16 protein-coding genes are annotated in these 18,328 nt (G+C 33.8%); 7 read left to right on the top strand and 9 right to left on the bottom strand.

Annotated features, from left to right (window positions below; translation table 11 throughout):
* The first annotated feature begins 27 nt into the window (after positions 1-27).
* A complete protein-coding gene (locus ABEY15_RS04280; protein ID WP_429888660.1) occupies positions 28-705 on the top strand; it encodes a diphthine--ammonia ligase in 678 nt (225 codons plus the stop codon).
* Between the two features lie 154 nt (positions 706-859).
* Here the strand turns inward: ABEY15_RS04280 and ABEY15_RS04275 are convergent, their stop codons facing one another.
* Both ABEY15_RS04275 and ABEY15_RS04270 read right to left on the bottom strand, forming a co-directional pair.
* On the bottom strand, positions 860-1,855 hold the full coding sequence (locus ABEY15_RS04275; protein WP_429888659.1) for an NAD-dependent epimerase/dehydratase family protein: 996 nt from the start codon (positions 1,853-1,855) through the stop codon (positions 860-862).
* A gap of 20 nt (positions 1,856-1,875) precedes the next feature.
* Positions 1,876-2,247: a DUF2500 domain-containing protein gene (locus ABEY15_RS04270; RefSeq protein WP_429888657.1), complete on the bottom strand. Its 372-nt coding sequence runs from the start codon at positions 2,245-2,247 to the stop codon at positions 1,876-1,878.
* Positions 2,248-2,888: 641 nt separating this feature from the next.
* Between ABEY15_RS04270 and ABEY15_RS04265 the strand changes: the two genes are divergently transcribed.
* The 3 genes from ABEY15_RS04265 (at position 2,889) to pheA (ending at position 5,523) form a co-directional block, all read left to right on the top strand.
* On the top strand, positions 2,889-3,326 hold the full coding sequence (locus ABEY15_RS04265) for a hypothetical protein (protein ID WP_429888656.1): 438 nt from the start codon (positions 2,889-2,891) through the stop codon (positions 3,324-3,326).
* A 258-nt stretch (positions 3,327-3,584) separates the two neighbouring features.
* Positions 3,585-4,571, top strand: coding sequence for a LacI family DNA-binding transcriptional regulator (locus ABEY15_RS04260; RefSeq protein ID WP_429888655.1), 987 nt, complete (start codon positions 3,585-3,587; stop codon positions 4,569-4,571).
* A gap of 103 nt (positions 4,572-4,674) precedes the next feature.
* Positions 4,675-5,523 carry a prephenate dehydratase gene (gene pheA / locus ABEY15_RS04255; protein ID WP_429888654.1) on the top strand — a complete coding sequence of 283 codons (849 nt, stop codon included), beginning with the start codon at positions 4,675-4,677 and terminating at the stop codon, positions 5,521-5,523.
* 52 nt (positions 5,524-5,575) lie between these two features.
* On the opposite strand, the gene ABEY15_RS04250 is transcribed toward pheA, so the two are convergent.
* Together ABEY15_RS04250 and ABEY15_RS04245 are read right to left on the bottom strand one after the other, a co-directional pair.
* Positions 5,576-5,845 (bottom strand): hypothetical protein, encoded by a 270-nt coding sequence (locus tag ABEY15_RS04250; protein ID WP_387363496.1) that lies wholly within the window; start codon positions 5,843-5,845, stop codon positions 5,576-5,578.
* 126 nt (positions 5,846-5,971) lie between these two features.
* Positions 5,972-7,393, bottom strand: coding sequence for a sigma-54 interaction domain-containing protein (locus ABEY15_RS04245; RefSeq protein WP_429888652.1), 1,422 nt, complete (start codon positions 7,391-7,393; stop codon positions 5,972-5,974).
* Between the two features lie 331 nt (positions 7,394-7,724).
* Here ABEY15_RS04245 and ABEY15_RS04240 point away from each other — a divergent pair, with 331 nt between their 5' ends.
* The 3 genes from ABEY15_RS04240 (at position 7,725) to ABEY15_RS04230 (ending at position 11,908) form a co-directional block, all read left to right on the top strand.
* Positions 7,725-8,936, top strand: a complete 1,212-nt coding sequence (locus ABEY15_RS04240; protein WP_429888650.1) for an ornithine--oxo-acid transaminase — start codon at positions 7,725-7,727, stop codon at positions 8,934-8,936.
* A gap of 14 nt (positions 8,937-8,950) precedes the next feature.
* Complete coding sequence (locus tag ABEY15_RS04235) at positions 8,951-10,237, top strand: Glu/Leu/Phe/Val family dehydrogenase (protein ID WP_429888648.1); 1,287 nt, start codon at positions 8,951-8,953, stop codon at positions 10,235-10,237.
* Between the two features lie 264 nt (positions 10,238-10,501).
* Positions 10,502-11,908, top strand: a complete 1,407-nt coding sequence (locus ABEY15_RS04230) for an amino acid permease (RefSeq protein ID WP_429888647.1) — start codon at positions 10,502-10,504, stop codon at positions 11,906-11,908.
* Positions 11,909-12,385: 477 nt separating this feature from the next.
* On the opposite strand, the gene opp4A is transcribed toward ABEY15_RS04230, so the two are convergent.
* The 5 genes from opp4A to ABEY15_RS04205 are packed head-to-tail and all read right to left on the bottom strand — an operon-like array spanning position 12,386 to position 18,022.
* Positions 12,386-14,164, bottom strand: a complete 1,779-nt coding sequence (gene opp4A, locus ABEY15_RS04225; protein WP_429888646.1) for an oligopeptide ABC transporter substrate-binding protein — start codon at positions 14,162-14,164, stop codon at positions 12,386-12,388.
* Positions 14,165-14,188: 24 nt separating this feature from the next.
* The gene (locus ABEY15_RS04220; protein WP_069032748.1) at positions 14,189-15,094 is read right to left on the bottom strand and encodes an ABC transporter permease; all 906 of its coding nucleotides are present in this window, start codon (positions 15,092-15,094) and stop codon (positions 14,189-14,191) included.
* Positions 15,095-15,108: 14 nt separating this feature from the next.
* Positions 15,109-16,074 carry an oligopeptide ABC transporter permease gene (gene opp4B, locus ABEY15_RS04215; protein ID WP_429888644.1) on the bottom strand — a complete coding sequence of 322 codons (966 nt, stop codon included), beginning with the start codon at positions 16,072-16,074 and terminating at the stop codon, positions 15,109-15,111.
* A 15-nt stretch (positions 16,075-16,089) separates the two neighbouring features.
* A complete protein-coding gene (locus ABEY15_RS04210) occupies positions 16,090-17,016 on the bottom strand; it encodes an ABC transporter ATP-binding protein (protein ID WP_429888643.1) in 927 nt (308 codons plus the stop codon).
* Positions 16,997-18,022, bottom strand: a complete 1,026-nt coding sequence (locus ABEY15_RS04205) for an ABC transporter ATP-binding protein (RefSeq protein ID WP_429888641.1) — start codon at positions 18,020-18,022, stop codon at positions 16,997-16,999. Before ABEY15_RS04205 ends, ABEY15_RS04210 begins: the two co-directional genes overlap by 20 nt.
* Positions 18,023-18,328: the final 306 nt, after the last annotated feature.

The raw sequence follows: 18,328 nt of genomic DNA, 5'->3' as shown, positions 1-18,328 counted from the left end.
TTTTAATGTTAAGGAGGTATGGGATAAGTGAACAACCGTAAAGTAGCAGTTTCTTGGAGTGGTGGGAAGGATTGTTGTTTAGCATTAGACTTACTAATTAAAAACAAATATGAAGTGGCCTGTTTAGTATCAATGGTATCGAAAAAGGATGAAAGAAATCATGCGCACGGGACGCCGCTTAATTTCTTACAAATGCAAGCTGATGCAATTGGTATTCCCCTTGTCATGATTGACTCTGCAGGTAAATACGAGGAGTCAATGATCAATGGATTAAAAACAATAAAAGAGCAATTTGACCTTTCTGCAATTGCATTTGGTACTTTATATGTCGAGGAAGATCGACAATGGAATGAACTAGTTGCAACTAAGGTAGGACTTGAACCGATGTTCCCAGTGTGGATTAAGAAAAGTGAAACTACTAATTTACTAGATCAATGGCTTGAGACTGGATACGATGCAATTATTTGTAGGGCAAAAGAGAATATTTTTGATTCTGCGATCGTGGGTAAGGGCTTAAATGAAGATTTAAAACAACTATTCATTAGCAAAGAAATCTGTTTAATGGGCGAGAGCGGAGAATATCATACGTTTGTAATTGATGGCCCATTATTCAAAGAACGATTAAATATAGTAGATGCAGATACAATTCTAAATAGTGGATTATGGTCTTTAAATATTAAGGAGATAAAAACAACTATTAAATAGATTTCTAATATATTTTTATAAAGAAAATATAGTTTGAGATTGCTATTAACATTGCTTTAGGGTAAATAAACAGCCTATTGCAGCTAATCAAAAACAAGCTAAAATCACTTAAATATAATTAATTTAGGTGACTTTAGCTTGTTTTTAGTTTGTCTTACTTTCGATCTTTTGTAGTTAAGTACCAGTCAGCATAACGCTTAATACCCTCACTAATTGATACTTTTGGTACATAGTTTAAATCACTTTTGATTTTTTCAATATTTAGTGTATAGTCGTAACTTAAGAAATTGGCAATATGCTTGGATACTTTTGGTGGTTTGTTAGTAATCCTTGCAATTATTTCCGAATTTAACGCGATAAATGACAGTAGTTTTGGTGGGATATTTTTTGTGTGCAACTCTTTATTTAAGGCATAGAAGAGCTGTTTAAGCACGTCAATTAAATACATAGGTTGATCATTTGTAATATTGTAGTATTCACCATTAAAGGCATTATCTGCATTCATACAAGCTATGATCATATCGACAACATTATCGATATAAGTAAAATCCATTAGAACTTGTCCTTTATGAACTAATGGAATTCCTCCATTTTCATTTATCTGTATAAATCTTCCGAAAATCGTATGATCGAAAGGACCAAAAATTTGTCTAGGTCTTAATGAGATTGCAGGTAGTCCTTTTTCAATTGCATCTTCAATAATTAAATCTGCCATATGTTTTGTTTTAGCGTAGTAATTGGAGTGTTTTGATGGCAGTGGATCACTTTCTTTAACATCTTTACGACTCTCACTAGTAAAGTACACACTCGGGGTCGAAATATTAATAAACTTTTTTAAATCTGTTGAAAGTGAAGCTTTAACAATATTTTTTGTCCCTTCAACATTTGTTTTCTCAAATTCAGAAAAACGTCCAAAAGGTGCTGCAAGTGCAGCACAATGGATTACATAGTCTACATTCTTTATATTTTCTTCTAATAAGACAGAGTCATTCAAATCGCCTTTGACAAAGGTGACATTCTCCAAATTGTTGAAAAATTTAGCTGCTTCCTCATTTCTTCCAAAGGCTATAACGGAATAGCCCATTTCACTTAATTTTTTAGTAGTATGTTTTCCTAAAAAACCCGTGGCACCACTTATGAAAACATTCATTATTCCACCCCGAAAAGAAATTATTGTCGCTCAAAGTTTATGAATCTCGTTCCTTGGAAAGTTAGTTTTCCCGTATCATTTTCTACTAATTGACCATAAATGAACCCATCAATTTGAAATTCAATTCTGTCCCCAGATTCGACCTCAAGTGTAACATAATAATGTGTAGAGGAATGAGCGAACTGATTCGTATTAGCACGCTGAACGTAATCTATTCTTTTAGTAACTATTTTTGCTGGGACAATTAATTTGGGTTGTTTATTATTATAATTCCATTGCTTTAATCCTTTTATTAGTGCAAAAAATATACCTGCAAAAACGAAGACGAAAATGATTGGGAATACGAAAGCGATAATTTTAAAAATATCAAAATCTGCACCAAACCCTGACATTATTAAGACCCCCTTTTAATAAATTGTAAGTCTCACACTTCTTAATCCTTTTAAGTCAAATCGAACTCCCTATATATAGTTTATTAAATTTTCTGAAAGTAATAAACTTATTTCTTTCAACAAGTAAATAAAATTGGAGCTGTATTGTAAACGTTAAAATATTTTAGTGAATTTTATTTCTTTTGTTATATAGATATAACTCTAAAATCGATCCAACTAGTAAAAGATGTAAAATAATTACTATTAATAATCTAATAGAACTATTATCCTAAGAGCTTTAAATTAAGTGGAAACCTCGTTATTTTCCTTATTAGAACATTAATTGTGACAGAATAAAAAACTAAGTAAAAAATACTTCCATTTTAGTAAATTTTAATTGGGAAAATTATTGACCAATAATATCCATGGGAGTAGGATACTTTTAATAGAACTCTTTTCTCTTTATTATGTTCCATTGCTAAGGTAGTAGCTTTTAAAAACTAGGATGGTGATCCGTAATAGTAAGATTGTTATCTACTAACAGTAAGAATTGATAGTGAGGAGATACAGGGTTAGATAACTAAATGTTTGGTTTATCTATTTCTATCAGATCGAAAAGCGGGTAGGGATCATGGAAAATTAGTTATAGGAGTGATAAGGAAATGAATGTTAAAGACTTAATATCAGTTTACAATCAGTATTACAGTCATTCTAATTTACGCGTTTTTTTTGTATCAGGTCATACTGACGAAATCGAAGAAATTACAGACTTTGATGGAAATGGTCAACATGCTTCACAATCATTTGGCATTTATGTGCTTTTGTCTAGAACAGAGACGCAATTAATTAAATTAGTATCCTTAAACTTTGAAGATTTAGGAATCATTGAAATTTCTTTAAATGATTTAGGGGACGAAATAAAGCATGACTGGACTAGCTACTTAAAGAAAGTGATAAGTTATTTAAAACAAGCAGGGTATCGTATTAATAGGGGGATGGACATACTGATTTACAGTAATCTTCCAAATGAAGTAGGGCTATCCTCTACTAAATCAGTTGAAGCTTTAACAGATACAATGTTAAAAACTTTATACGAATAGAAGCGAGAAACCACATCAATATTTTCAACAATTAAAAAACAGCTAAGATTACTCCGAAAAAATTAAATTCTCCTCCTGTAAATTATAATATTTCAAAATTGCATAAATAAAACTTAATTATACGATCTTGATTTAAAGAAAATAAAATATGTAAAAAATTCTCCATATTTAATGAATAATCGAACAACCTTCAACTGTTAAAATTAAAGTAATAGTTTCGAAAACAATTCAGATTGGAAGGTTACGAGGAGAGTTGTAATGACTACAATTAAAGAAATTGCCGAAAAAGCAGGTGTATCGATTGCTACTGTATCAAGAGTGCTTAATTATGACCCTGCACTATCAGTAAGTGACGATACAAAACAAAGAATTTTTGAAACAGCAGAAAAGCTTTCATATAAGAAAAAATCGAAAGTAAAAAAGAACATTGCTAAAATCGCACTTGTTAAAGGTGATAATGGAAATGAAGAACTAAGTGATCTTTTTTATATGCTAATTCGTTTTGGAATTGAAAATAAGTGTGAACAACATTCCCTGCACATTTCTACTTTTTTTCGTGGAAATGAAAAGGGGATGTTAGATGAGCAAATACTTGGTGTGATTGCATTAGGTAAGTTTGATGATCAGCAAATTAGTTCATTGAAAAAAGTATCAAAAAATATCGTTTTTGTTGATTTTTCACCAGATGAAGAGAAATACGATTCTGTTGTTACAGATTATGAGAATGCTATTATAAAAATTTTAGATCATTTTATTTCGCATGGACATCAAAAAATCGGATATATTGGTGGACGCGAGTATGACAAGAAGCAAGGTCAAAAAATTAATTCTCGAGTGAAAACATATAAAAATTATTTAGAGGAAAAGGGCCTCTTTCGAAAAGAGAATCTGTACTTAAGTGAATTTACAGCTGAAGCAGGGTTTAATTTGATGAACAAAGCAATTCGAGAACAAGGTGGAGATTTACCAACAGCATTTATAATTGGTTGTGATACGATGGCTGTCGGATGTTTAAGAGCACTTCATGAAGCAAAAATATCAGTGCCAGAGCGTGTGAATTTAATCGGAATGAATGATTTCGTGTTTTCAAAATATCTTTTTCCTAGTTTAAGTACTTTGAAGGTTTACACTGAATTGATGGGTGAATCTGCAGTGGATTTATTAATGGAAAGACTTTTAGGTAGGAAAGTAGCCAAAAAAGTGATTGTTCCTACGACGTTAAAGATTCGTCAAAGTAGCCTTTAAAGCGAATATTTGCGAGATTTGTAAGATAATTGCTAAAAATTAAACATTTTACTTTTAATCTTAACTCTTTTTAGTATAATTAAAAATTAAAAGGAGTGGGAACGTGAAGGTTGGGTATTTAGGTCCTGAGGCGACTTTTACACATGTTGCTGTTCGGTCTGTTTTTAAGAATGATGAACATATTGCTTATTCTAGTATTCCAGTTTGTATGGATAATGTAGCGGAAGGTGAAGTTGATTTAGTTGTCGTTCCAATAGAGAATTCGGTTGAAGGATCTGTTACTACAACAATTGATTATCTTGTACATGAACAGCCATTAAAAATGGTTGGTGAAATTATTATACCGATAAGACAGCATTTATTGATGGCAAAAGGACAAGTACATCGAGTAAAGGATATTGAGGTGATTTATTCTCATTCCCATGCGTTAGCTCAGTGTCACACATTTTTGCATAATCAATATAAATATACAAAGTTAGAACCTGTTACTTCTACAAGTGCTGCAGCTAAAATGGTTAGTGAGCAACCTAATGAGTGTATAGCTGCGATCGCTAACGAATTTGCTGCAAAGAAATATGGATTAGAAATTGTTGCTTCAGATATTCATTCAAATTCATATAACCACACAAGATTTGTTGTTTTGCAAAGACAAAATGCTAAATTAGAAACAAGTTATTTTCAACCTAAACATACTAAGGCAACTCTAGTTATTAACATGCCGGAGAATCATGCTGGTGCGCTTCACCAAGTACTTTCTGCATTTGCATGGAGAAAAATTGACCTTTCAAAAATCGAGTCACGTCCGACGAAAACTGGATTAGGAAATTACTTTTTCATTATCGATGTTGAGATGGGCTATGATGAAGTGTTATTACCTGGAGTAAAGCAGGAATTGGAAGCTTTGGGCTTTTCAGTAGATGTTGTAGGAAGTTATTCAACAATATCACTATAAAAAAAGAGAAGGTTTATAAGCCTTCTCTTTTATATTTTTTATTTTTACATTTTTAGTAGTAATAAGGGGGAGGACAATAGTATCCTGGTGGGCAATAGTAGTAAGGATAGCCATAACCATAACCACCCCAAAAAAATGGGAAAAATGGGAAAAATGGACGGAAGAACGGACGTCCAAAGCCAAATCCAGGTCTGCCGAATCCAAATCCAGGTCTACCAAAACCAAATCCAGGTCTACCAAATCCACCCATTCCACCGTGAAAGCCACCCATCCCACCATGGAAGCCACCACCAAACGGACGATAATCTTGTTCATTTTGCATACAATCAAACCTCCTTTACGTTTAAGTCTTACATATTCAAAATATGCAGGACAAATGCTGAAGGTTTGGGCATATTGCATTTTAAACGTACTGGAAACTTAGAATTTGTTACGATTAATTTTTTACTTAATCATTCAATAAATTAAACTTGCGAATTCGATATTGTAAGTTTTGTCTACTGATGCCTAATTTTTTTGCAGCCTGTGTAATATTGCCGTTATGCTCATTTAAAACATTTATAATATACTGCTTTTCATTGTTTAATAAAGTAATTTTCAAATTTGATTTATCATCTGTTAATTCCGATTGATTTATTTTAACTTCTCTAATTTGTTGAGCAGTCGGTGCTACGTTTGTATTTCTTTTTTCATTAAAAAACCTAGATGGTAAATGAGTTTGAGATATAGTTGTTTCATTTTCTACTAAGTTCATTGCACCTTCAATCATATGTTCAAGTTCGCGTATATTACCTGGCCAGTTATGATTCAGGAAGAAATTTGCTACATCTTCATCTAAATTAGTTACTCGATGACCAAAAAGACGATTATATTTTTGAATAAAGAAGTTTGCTAACAACAATATATCTTCGAAACGTTCACGTAGTGGTGGTAGAAATAATGAAACGACACTTAGACGGTAATATAAGTCTTTACGTAAATGATTATTCGCGATTGCTTCAATAGGGTCTTCGTTTATCGTAGCGATAATTCGAACATCTAATTCTTTTTCGTTAATTTCACCAATTCTTCTAACTTTACGTTCTTGAATAACCCTTAGAAGTTTAGCCTGTAAGTTAGGGCTAAGTGAATTAATTTCATCTAATAATAATGTTCCACCATTTGCCTCTTCAAATAATCCAGGCTTATCAATTGCCCCAGTAAATGCTCCTTTTTTTGTCCCAAAAAGAATACTTTCAATTAAAGATTCTGGAAGTGCGGCACAATTTTGAGATATGAATGGCTTTGTTGCTCTTTTGCTAGCATTGTGAATGCTTTGAGCGAATAGTTCTTTACCTGTTCCAGTTTCACCTACAATTAAAACTGATGATGAAGTTTTGGCAGATCTTTTTGCATCTTCAATTATGCTTTTAAATGAACCGGATGTTCCGATTAATTGTTCAAATGTATAACGTGTATTTCGATTTTGAAGAATACCTTCCTGCACAGATTGCTTTAATTCCGTCACGTCGCGAACCATTTCAATTGCTCCAATAATTTTATTTTCTTTCATTATTGGGTAAGTATCATTGATTGTCGTAACTTCTTTTCCTTTATTATTAAAATAAGATTGTTTAATATTTTTTCGTACTTTACCTTTTTGGAGGGCATCAAGTAAGGTGCTCGATTGGTTTTTTTGAAATGTGAAGACATCTAAAAGATTTTTATGTAAGACATCCTCTTCATTCATCATTTCGATTTCCATCATTTTGCGGTTATATACCATTGTATTTGCATCTTGATCAACTACATGTATACCGATATCTATTTCTTCTAATATTAATTGTAGTAACTCATCAACAGCTAAAAAGTTTTGTTTATCATTTTTCATATAATTCTCTCTTTTCATTATGACAATAGAAAAAATTTGCACTTCTAACTATTTTTGGTAAGATAAAAAGGCAGTTTTTTTCCGAATGTGCTAATTTTCTTTGTTAATCGTTTTTTTTGCTGCAAATATTCTATGCATATTTTAATTAATTTTGCGCCTGAATGCAAAAATATTTTGCGGTAAATTGAAAACGGTATCATGCTTAAGGACGAATAACGCTTAGAATAAGTACATTTTGTGAATTTTAATTTATTTAACATGTTTGGCACGGAAATTGCTTATTCTTTTAGTAAGAAACTAAAAATTAATCAATAATATTGGGGGAACTCAAATGACTACTAATTCTCAAAAGATCATTGACCAAACAAATCAATATGGCGCAAATAACTATCATCCACTTCCAGTAGTAATCGCTAAAGCTGAAGGTATTTGGGTTACAGACCCTGAGGGTAACAGATATTTAGATATGTTAAGCGCATATTCTTCTGTAAACCAAGGACATCGTCATCCAAAAATTATCCAAGCTTTAAAAGATCAAGCTGACAAAGTTACATTAACTTCTCGTGCTTTCTATAGTGAAAACATGGGTGAGTGGTTCGAAAAAGTAGCAAAAGTTACTAACAAAGATATGATTTTACCTATGAACACTGGTGCTGAAGCTGTTGAGACAGCTATTAAAGCTGCTAGAAGATGGGCTTATGATGTTAAAGGTGTAGAAGAAAACCAAGCTGAAATTATCGCTTGTGTTGGAAACTTCCACGGACGTACGATGGCTGCAGTTTCTTTATCATCAGAAAAAGACTATCAACGTGGATTTGGACCATTCTTACCAGGAATTAAGTTAATTCCTTATGGCGATATTGAGGCATTAAAAGCTGCAATTACGCCTAATACTGCTGCATTCTTAATTGAACCAATTCAAGGTGAAGCTGGAATTAATATCCCTAAAGAGGGATTCTTACCTGAAGTAGCTGAAGTTTGTAAGAATGAAAATGTATTATTTATTGCAGATGAAATTCAAACAGGTTTATGTAGAACTGGTAAAACTTTTGCATGTGATTGGGATGGAGTAATTCCTGACATGTACATTTTAGGTAAAGCACTTGGTGGCGGAGTATTCCCGATTTCTTGTGTTGCTGCAAATCGTTCAATCTTAGGCGTATTTGAGCCAGGTTCTCACGGATCTACATTTGGTGGAAATCCATTAGCTTGTGCAGTTTCTGTAGCTGCTCTAGAAGTTCTTGAAGAAGAGAAGTTAGCTGAGCGTTCAAATGAGCTTGGAAACTACTTTATGGAAAAATTAAAAGAAATCGATCATCCTCATATTAAAGAAGTTAGAGGACGTGGATTATTTATTGGTGTTGAACTTCATGTACCAGCACGTGTTTATTGTGAAGCATTGAAGAAACAAGGTTTATTATGTAAAGAAACACATGATACAGTAATTCGTTTTGCACCACCATTAATTATTTCAAAAGAAGATTTAGACTGGTCAATTCAACAAATTAACGAAGTATTTAGCCAATATAAAGCAACTGTATAAATGGAGCGATAAAAATGACAACTACAATCCCACAAAATGAAGTACAAAACAAAATCAAAGAAGAAGGCAGAGAATTAATTGAGTCTACTCAAGAAGTAATCTCAGAAGCACTTCATAAACTTGGTTATTCAAAAGAACTTTATGAGTTATTAAAAGAACCATTACGATTTTTAACAGTTCAAATTCCGGTAAGAATGGATGATGGCTCAGTGAAAATTTTCACTGGCTATCGTTCACAACATAATGATTCTGTAGGTCCAACAAAGGGTGGAATTCGTTTCCATCCTGAGGTTAATGAGGACGAAGTAAAAGCTTTATCAATGTGGATGAGCTTAAAATGCGGTATCGTTGATTTACCATACGGTGGGGGAAAAGGCGGTATCATTTGTGATCCGAGAAAAATGTCAGTTTTTGAGTTAGAGCGTTTAAGTAGAGGATATGTTCGTGCGATTAGTCAAATCGTTGGACCAACAAAAGATATTCCTGCTCCAGACGTATATACTAACCCACAAATTATGGCTTGGATGATGGATGAATATAGTAGAATTCAAGAGTTTGATTCTCCTGGATTTATTACTGGTAAACCTCTAGTATTAGGTGGATCAGAAGGACGTGAAACAGCTACAGCTCAAGGTGTTACAATTTGTATCGAAGAGGCTGCTAAACGTAAGGGAATCGACTTAAAGGGTGCTAGTGTCATTGTTCAAGGATTTGGAAATGCGGGTAGCTTCTTAGCGAAGTTCATGGTTGAAGCAGGTGCAAAGGTAGTCGGTATTTCTGATGCACTTGGCGCATTATACGATCCAGACGGTTTAGATATTCATAGCTTACTAGAAAAAAGAGATAGCTTTGGAACGGTAACTAACTTATTTACTGATGTAATTTCGAATAAAGAATTACTAGAAAAACCTTGTGATATTTTAGTTCCAGCTGCAATTTCAAACCAAATTACAATTGAAAATGCTCACAATATTAAAGCATCAATCGTAGTTGAAGCTGCAAATGGTCCTACGACTCTTGAAGCTACTAAAATTTTAACAGAGCGCGAAATTTTACTAGTTCCAGACGTACTAGCAAGTGCTGGTGGAGTTTCTGTTTCTTATTTTGAGTGGGTTCAAAATAACCAAGGTTACTACTGGTCTGATGAAGAAGTTGCTCAAAAGCTTCGTGAAAAAATGGTTCGTTCATTTGATAGTGTTTACCAAACTTCAGTTAATCGCAAAGTAAATATGAGATTAGCTGCATATATGGTTGGTATTCGCAAAATGGCGGAAGCATCTCGTTTCCGTGGATGGGTTTAATAGATTAATAGGTTTGCTCCAGATGGAAATTTCATCTGGAGCATTATATTGTATTGACAGATAATAAACTCTATTTTTATAATTAAGATATTATTTCGATACAATAGTTTGTATACGCTTTCAGATTGTGTCTGAAAATTTAGTCTCAAAATATGTTGATTTAAAGCGCTTTTATGTGCGTCAAGGAAATAGGGGGAATAATATTCTGTTATATCAGAATATTTTAACTTATACGCACAATTTACATCTAGAGGAGGGACTTTCATGAAACAACAAGAACAGGGGTTAAAGAAAGAGCTTAAAAGCAGACACTTGTTTATGATTGCTCTTGGGGGAGTAATTGGGACAGGTTTGTTTATGGGATCAGGCTATACAATTAGTGAAGCTGGCCCAGGCGGAGCAATATTAGCCTACTTAGTAGGTGGATTAGTAATGTATTTAACAATGCTATGTTTAGGAGAATTAGCAGTTAATTTACCAGATGCTGGTTCTTATCAAACTTATGCAACTAAATATATCTCACCAGCGTCAGGCTATGTAGTTGGATGGATGGCATGGTTAAACTGGTCGGTAACAATCGGGTTAGAGTTAATCACAGTGAGTATGTTAATGAAGAGATGGTTTCCAGATGTATCGACTTGGATCTGGTGTGTAGTATTTGGGGTAATATTATTCGCAGTAAATGCACTATCAACGAAATCATTTGCTGAAGTTGAGTTTTGGTTTGCAAGTATTAAAGTAGTAACAATTGTTTTATTTATTATTTTAGGTGGAGCAGTAATGTTTGGCTTTGTACCAGTGGAAGGGTCAAAGGCTCCAATGCTGACTAACTTTACAGACCACGGTGGACTTTTCCCGAATGGCTTTTTAGCAATTTGCGTCACAATGGTTGCAGTTAACTTCTCATTCCAAGGAAGTGAATTAGTAGGGATTGCAGCTGGTGAAAGTGAAGATCCAGCAAAAGCTGTACCAAAAGCGATTAATAACACTGTATGGCGAATTCTAGTATTCTTTATTTTATCAATATTTGTTTTAGCAGGCTTATTCCCTTGGGAGAAAGCTGGCTTAGTAGATAGTCCATTCGTAGTAGTATTTGATAACATCGGTATTCCATATGCAGCAGATATTATGAACTTTGTTATTATTACAGCAGTTTTATCAGTTGCTAACTCGGGTTTATACGCAACATCACGTATGATGTATTCAATGGCTCAAAAAGGAATGGTTAGCGCTAAATTAGGTAAATTGACTAAAAAAGGTGTACCTTTAAACGCTTTAACTTTTAGTATGTTCTTTGGATGTTTATCACTATTAAGCGGAATTTACGCAGAAGACACGGTTTATCTATGGTTACTATCAATTGCAGGATTTGGCTGTTTATTTGTTTGGGCAAGCATTGCACTATCAAACCTTTTAGGCAGAAAGAAATATATCCAAGAAGGTGGAAAAGTAGAGGATTTAAAATATAAAACGCCTCTTTATCCAATCGTTCCAATCATTGCTCTAATTTTAAATGTAGCTGTAATCATTAGCCTTGCATTTATCCCAGATCAACGCATTGCATTGTACTGTGGTGTACCATTTATGATTGCATGTTTAATTTATTATCACTTCTCTGCTAAGCATAAAATTGAAAAACACGAGCAAGAAGAGAGTAAAAAAGTAAGTTAATAGTTTTGAGGTTGTCTCAAAAATTGGTGAAAACTCGCTAGTAAGTTACTACTAGCGAGTTTTTTGTGTTTTCTTGATTGTGGTTGTGTTGTTAATTAGGTTTAGCAATAATTGGGTCGGTTTTAGAGTATTAAATAAAAATTACTACTTTATTAACAAATTTCACAATTTTATCAACAGTGTGCATATTTTCGTTAATATTTTTTTGATTTTGAAGAGGAAAGCGGCTACTTATCCACTGTTTTGATGATCTTATTACTGTTTTCAACTGACCCTGCATTAAATATCAATAAATGTTCGCATGTACTTGTTAATAACTTTCAGTAATTCAATATAGAAAGGAAGGGGGGAGTTACTTATCCACATTTTTACTGTTGGCTATGTATTCTTTAGAACCAAAAGGAAGGAGTTATACACACAAAAAAAGAACTGTCCCAAAAGTATATTGACTTAAGGGACAGCTACATTTTTTACAGCTTATTTATTTTTTTCAGACTCTGCACTTGTTACAGTGATGTCTTGTAAGTGACCTTGGAAGCCTTGACCAGCTGTTAAGTCGTAACCTTTAACGCGCTTATTAACTCCATCTAAACCGAAGCGGAATAGAGTAGGGATAACTGGCACTTCGTCATTTACAAGCTCTTGCCATTTATCATATACTTCTTGACGGTATTTTTCATCAAACGCTTTAGCTGAAATACCTTCTTTTAATAGTTTATCATTGTCATTATTAACCCAACGAACGTAGTTGAATGGTGCGTTTTTCGCCCAAATTCCAGATGGGTCTGGATCAGAACCTGTTCCCCAAGCTGCTGCGAAAATATCGATTTTTGGATTATCTTTTTCTACCATGTCGTAGAATGAGTTGAACTCATGTAAACGTCCATCTAATAATTGAACATCTAAGCCAACTTCTTTCCAAGATTGTAAGTAGAATTGTGCTAATGGTTCAGCGATATCGCCACCACTCATAGAAGCGAAGTTGATTTTAAATGGTTTTCCGTTTGGATCTTCACGTAAGCCATCTCCAGTTACATCTTTGTAACCAGCTTCATCTAGTAATTTTTTAGCTTTTTCAGGGTCATGAGTATATCCTTTTAATGCTTTATCAAAGTATTTAGGGAATGATGGTGGAATTACAGATGTTGCAGGCACTCGTAATCCTTTGTATAATTTTTCCCCAACTGATTTATTATCAAGGGCATAAGCCATTGCTTGACGTACACGCTTATCTTGGAATTTTGGATTATCCATTACGTTTACGCCATTTTTCGCATCGTAATGACCTAATTTAAATCCGATGTAAGAGTAAGCTAACTCAGTTTTACCGATTAATTGGATATTTTTTAATTCTTTAGCTTGATCATATTGGTCAGCTGAAACAGAAGCGATATCGATATCTCCGTTTGCTAGAGAAGATGTAGCAATAGTTGGATTAACAACTTTTAAAAGTACACCGTCAAGTTTTGGAGCACCGTTCCAGTAATCTTTATTCGCTTCGAACTCTACAGCTTCACCTGGAGTGATCTTTTTAATTTTAAATGGTCCAAAGCCGATAGGAGCTTTACGAATTTGGTCAGATGATGCTAACTTATCGATTGGCACATTGCCTAAATATTTTTTAGGTAGTGGGTTAGTCCATAAACCAGTAAGAACTGATGGGTTTGCTTCTTTAAAGGTAATTGAAATTGTTTTAGGATCAATTACTTTAACTCCGGAAATATTTTTTGCCTTTCCGTTATGATAATCTTCCATACCTTCAATCATAGACATTTGTGAGTCATAACGTACACCTGTATATTTTGGATTACCAATTACAAGGTAAGAATATTCTAAATCCTCTGCTGTAACTGGATCACCATTCGTCCAATTTACATTATCACGAATTTTTAATGTGATTGTCTTTTTGTCGTCGCTTAATTTATATGTAGCAGCACCATCTTGGTCATAAATATAGTTTTCATCTGTTGAAAGAAGTGCTTCATCAAAGAATTGAAGAACTTGAGAATCTGGATCACCTTCATAGAAAACTGTATTTAAGATACCTTCAAATGGCGTATCTGAAACTAAACCATATTTTAAAATGCCACCTGAAATTGATTTTTTGTTATTTGTAACTTTAATCGGAAAAGCAGCTTGATCGATTTGCTTAGTAGTAGTTGAAGTCTTTGTGTCGCCACCTTTACATGCTGAAAGAATCATCATAGATACTGCCATTGCGCTTAATACTTTAGTAAAGCTTTTTGCATTTTTCATATTTCCACTCTCCTTATTTTTTAATTATCCTCTTCTTTGTCTAGCATCAGCTGCACGCTTTAGCGCTTCACCGATGAAATTTATACTCAGCATGAGCACTAAAATCATGCACGATGCAGGTAACCATATCCACAGCTTATTTTGTAAAACATCAGGATTTGTTGCATAACTAACAAGTGTTCCTAAACTTGGCGTACTTTCTGGTAAACCAAATCCAAGGAAGGTTAGACCAGATTCGATTCCAATATTTCCTGCTAGGTTTAAAGTGAATGCAACAATAATTAAAGAGCTTACGTTTGGTAAAACGTGTGAGATAATGATTTTCCAATTCGGTGTGCCAATTGCTTTAGCTGCTGCCACATAATCTAATTCGCTCTCTGATAATACTTTTGAACGAATTAATCTTGCTTTTCCTGTCCATAAAAAAAGACTCATAATAAGGACGAAATTTATGATTGAGAATTTAGGTACTACAGTTACGAATACAATAATTAACATTAATGTTGGTAAGGATAAGAAAAAGTCAATAATACGCATTACGACACTGTCTACCCAACCACCAAAATAACCAGCTATTAAACCTAATGCTAGGCCTAGTAGATTTGTAATAATTGTGATAAAAAATCCAATAGTAAAGGAATTTCTTGTCCCAATTATTAGTTGTCCAAATATATCGCGTCCCCCGTAGTCAGTACCTAACCAATGAGTAGAGGAAGGAGGCTGATAGATTGATAGAAAGTCTACTTTAACGATTTGATCTTGATCTAGAATAAGCGAAGTACCATACACACTTATTATTATTAGGCCAAGCACGATAAGAGAACCTAAAGCTAACTTATCTCGTCTAAATTCAGCCCAAATGACACTAAATCCTGATGGACTTTTTCGTTGCTCAGTAATATGAGTTTGATTTTCGATTTTTAATTCCATAAATTTCACCTACCCTATTCAATCCGTATACGTGGATCTACGATGCTTAGAATAATATCTGAGATTAATGTCCCAAAAAGTGTTGCAAGACATGTCATTAAAACAAGCGCATTTACAACGGTAAAATCACGTAACATAACGGATTTGACGAACAGTTGCCCAATTCCTGGATATCCAAAAATTGATTCTAAAAATACTGAACCAGCTATTAAACCAGTAATCTCATAGCCTAAAAATGCAGCGATTGGTAAAAATGAATTTCGTAAAATATGACGAGAATAAACCCTTGATTCAGGAACACCTTTTGATCTAGCTGTTCTTACAAAATCTTTTACTTTAGTATCAATAATTTCACTGCGTAAATATTGAGAAATTCCAACAGTTGAAATAAGTGCACCTGATAAAGTTGGTAAAACAAGATGATCTAACTTGCTTACATAATAAGCAAAAGTTCCGTCAGCTATCTGAGGGTCTACGCTACCGCCCGTAGGGAAAAGATCAAAATAAAATCCAAAAACAAACAACATAACAATTCCAAAAATAAATAGAGGGGTAGCAAAACCTAAATAGTTATATCCGGTTATCAGCTTATCGGCCCACGTGTCGCTATAGCGCCCACTGATAATACCAAGTGGAATTGCCAGTAAATAAGTTACAATAAACACGCAGAGAGCAAGTAATACAGTATTTCCAATACGGTCACCGATTACATCTACTACATTGATTTTGTGTGTATAGGAAACACCAAAATCTCCTTTTGCAACATTTTTAATCCAGTGATAATACTGAACATAAGCAGGATCATTTAAACCCATTTCTTCACGAATTTTTTCAATTTCTTGTGGATTAGCTTTTGGGTTAATCGATCGTCCAGTTAGAGCATCACCAGGCATTGCTTTAGCTAGTGCAAAGATTAGTATACTCAAGATAAGAAGCTGAGGAATCATGATGAGTACACGGCGAATGACAAATTTTAACATATTCGTTACTCCTTTCTAAGGTAATGCTACTCGATGAGTATCTGAGATTGGTTTTAAATCAAATGGTCGACCATTTTCATCAAAGTAAGAAGAAGCATTTTGTTGATATTCTTTTCTAACTTCTTGTCTTTCTTTAATTTTTTCTTCTCGAACTTCTGGACGAATATCTGGTATTGCCGCAATTAAACGTTTAGTGTATATATGTTGTGGGTTGTTTAAGATATCTTCAGTAGTACCTTCTTCAACAAGTCTTCCTCTATACATAACACCAATTCGATCACATAAATGGCGAATAACGCCTAAGTCATGCCCGATAAATAAATAAGTTAGTTTGAATTCTTCTTGTAAATCTTGTAAGAAATTTAGTACTTGTGCTTGTACTGAAACATCCAAAGCGGAAACAGGCTCATCTGCAACAATTAACTTAGGTTGTAAAGTTAAAGCTCTAGCAATCCCTATTCGTTGACGTTGACCACCAGAAAATTCATGTGGATACTTATATAGTGATTCTGGGGATAATCCAACTTTATTCAGGTAGTAAAGTACTCTTTCACGTTCTTCTTCAGCAGTTAAAGTTTCATAGTTTCTTAGCGGTTCTGCAACCAAATCAATAATTCTCTTTTTAGGATTTAAAGAAGAGTATGGGTCTTGAAATATCATTTGAATCTCTTGGCGAAATGCTCGTAATTGCTTTTTATTTAGCTTTATTAAGTCATTGTCTAAAAACTTAATACTTCCATTAGTGGCCTGTGTTAATTGAAGAATTGCCTTACCTGCAGTAGATTTTCCACTACCTGATTCTCCAATTAGGCCATATGTTTCGCCTTCGTTTAGTTCAAATGAAATTCCATCAACAGCTCGAACATGATCTACAACTGTTCGAAAAATACCACCACGAATAGGGTAATGTACTTTTAAGTTATCAACCTTTAATAGAGACATTTATGATCGGTGCTCCTTTCTCGTTCTTGAAATGGAAATGCTTATAACAAGAACAACGTACATAATGATTTGGTGTAACTTCGTGCAAGATAGGTTGATTTTCATGAGCATAATTTTGAATCCAAGGAATACGATGGCTGAATCGGCAGCCTGTTCTAGGTAGTTTGTCTAGTGGTGGAACTGTACCTTCAATAATATGAAGTCTTTGATTTTTTGAATGAGTAGTAGGAATAGAGTTTAATAGTGATCGCGTATATGGGTGTAAAGGATTATTTAGTATTTCTTCTACTGAACCAGTCTCAATAATTTGTCCAGCATACATAACAGCAACACGGTCTGCTACTTCGGCAACAACACTTAAGTCATGCGTAATTAAAATGATGCCTAGTTTCGTTTTCTTTTGTATTTCTTTTAATAAATCTAATATTTGAGCTTGTATCGTTACATCTAAAGCAGTAGTTGGCTCGTCTGCAATAATGAACGATGGGTTACATGCAATGGCAATTGAGATCATAGCACGTTGTCTCATACCACCAGATAATTCATGTGGGTACTGTTTGTAAGTAACCTCTGGTTTCGGAATTCCAACTTGATCTAATAACTCTAATGCACGCTCCTTTTTTTTTGAGCGTGAAAGATCAGTATGAAAATCTAAATTTTCTTCAATTTGTTTACCAATCGTCATTAAAGGATTTAGAGCAGTAAGAGGTTCTTGGAAAATCATTCCGATTTCCTTGCCTCGAATTTTATTTAACTTACTATCATTTAGTGTTAGTAAATTTGTACCCTTGTAAGAGATCGATCCATTCATTTTTGTACGATTATTTGAATGTAGTCCTAGGATTGATAGGGCTAGAGCACTTTTACCGCAGCCTGATTCACCCACAATTGCAAGAACTTCATTTTCATGGACAGTCAGTGATACATCATCCACAGCAGGATAGTATTGGTTGTTTATACGAAACGATGTCGTTAAATGTTCGATTTCCAAAAGAGGTTTTGACATTTCGTGTCTCCTTTCGAGATTTCATGAGCGAAATTGTTGATATATTTTGAATTTTCATAAGTATAATATTATTACGCGAATGTTTCAATATGAAAACATTTTCTGTAATATATAGTCCTTTTTGACTAAGATTCATTCATAATTCGGATTAACTAGTAAATTAATAGGGAAAAAATGTCACTATGATTCGATAGAAAGGTTGATAGATTAAATAAAATAAGGGAGAGTAAGGAAAACACAAAATGAAAACGTTTCCAAAATGGTTTGAAGAGTAGATAAAAAGATGTGTTTGAAAATAAAGGAGAA

The sequence above is a fragment of the Gottfriedia acidiceleris genome (assembly GCF_050457485.1).
Lineage (GTDB): Bacteria > Bacillota > Bacilli > Bacillales > Bacillaceae_G > Gottfriedia > Gottfriedia acidiceleris_D.
This window is presented reverse-complemented; position numbering and strand designations above follow the sequence as displayed.

Bases quoted from the DNA above. Each gene is read 5' to 3' on its own strand.
- ABEY15_RS04275 (WP_429888659.1), bottom strand. From the start codon at position 1,855: ATGAATGTTTTCATAAGTGGTGCCACGGGTTTTTTAGGAAAACATACT.
- ABEY15_RS04270 (WP_429888657.1), bottom strand. From the start codon at position 2,247: ATGTCAGGGTTTGGTGCAGATTTTGATATTTTTAAAATTATCGCTTTC.
- ABEY15_RS04265 (WP_429888656.1), top strand. From the start codon at position 2,889: ATGAATGTTAAAGACTTAATATCAGTTTACAATCAGTATTACAGTCAT.
- ABEY15_RS04260 (WP_429888655.1), top strand. From the start codon at position 3,585: ATGACTACAATTAAAGAAATTGCCGAAAAAGCAGGTGTATCGATTGCT.
- ABEY15_RS04250 (WP_387363496.1), bottom strand. From the start codon at position 5,845: ATGCAAAATGAACAAGATTATCGTCCGTTTGGTGGTGGCTTCCATGGT.
- ABEY15_RS04245 (WP_429888652.1), bottom strand. From the start codon at position 7,393: ATGAAAAATGATAAACAAAACTTTTTAGCTGTTGATGAGTTACTACAA.
- ABEY15_RS04240 (WP_429888650.1), top strand. From the start codon at position 7,725: ATGACTACTAATTCTCAAAAGATCATTGACCAAACAAATCAATATGGC.
- ABEY15_RS04235 (WP_429888648.1), top strand. From the start codon at position 8,951: ATGACAACTACAATCCCACAAAATGAAGTACAAAACAAAATCAAAGAA.
- ABEY15_RS04230 (WP_429888647.1), top strand. From the start codon at position 10,502: ATGAAACAACAAGAACAGGGGTTAAAGAAAGAGCTTAAAAGCAGACAC.
- opp4A (WP_429888646.1), bottom strand. From the start codon at position 14,164: ATGAAAAATGCAAAAAGCTTTACTAAAGTATTAAGCGCAATGGCAGTA.
- ABEY15_RS04220 (WP_069032748.1), bottom strand. From the start codon at position 15,094: ATGGAATTAAAAATCGAAAATCAAACTCATATTACTGAGCAACGAAAA.
- opp4B (WP_429888644.1), bottom strand. From the start codon at position 16,074: ATGTTAAAATTTGTCATTCGCCGTGTACTCATCATGATTCCTCAGCTT.
- ABEY15_RS04210 (WP_429888643.1), bottom strand. From the start codon at position 17,016: ATGTCTCTATTAAAGGTTGATAACTTAAAAGTACATTACCCTATTCGT.
- ABEY15_RS04205 (WP_429888641.1), bottom strand. From the start codon at position 18,022: ATGTCAAAACCTCTTTTGGAAATCGAACATTTAACGACATCGTTTCGT.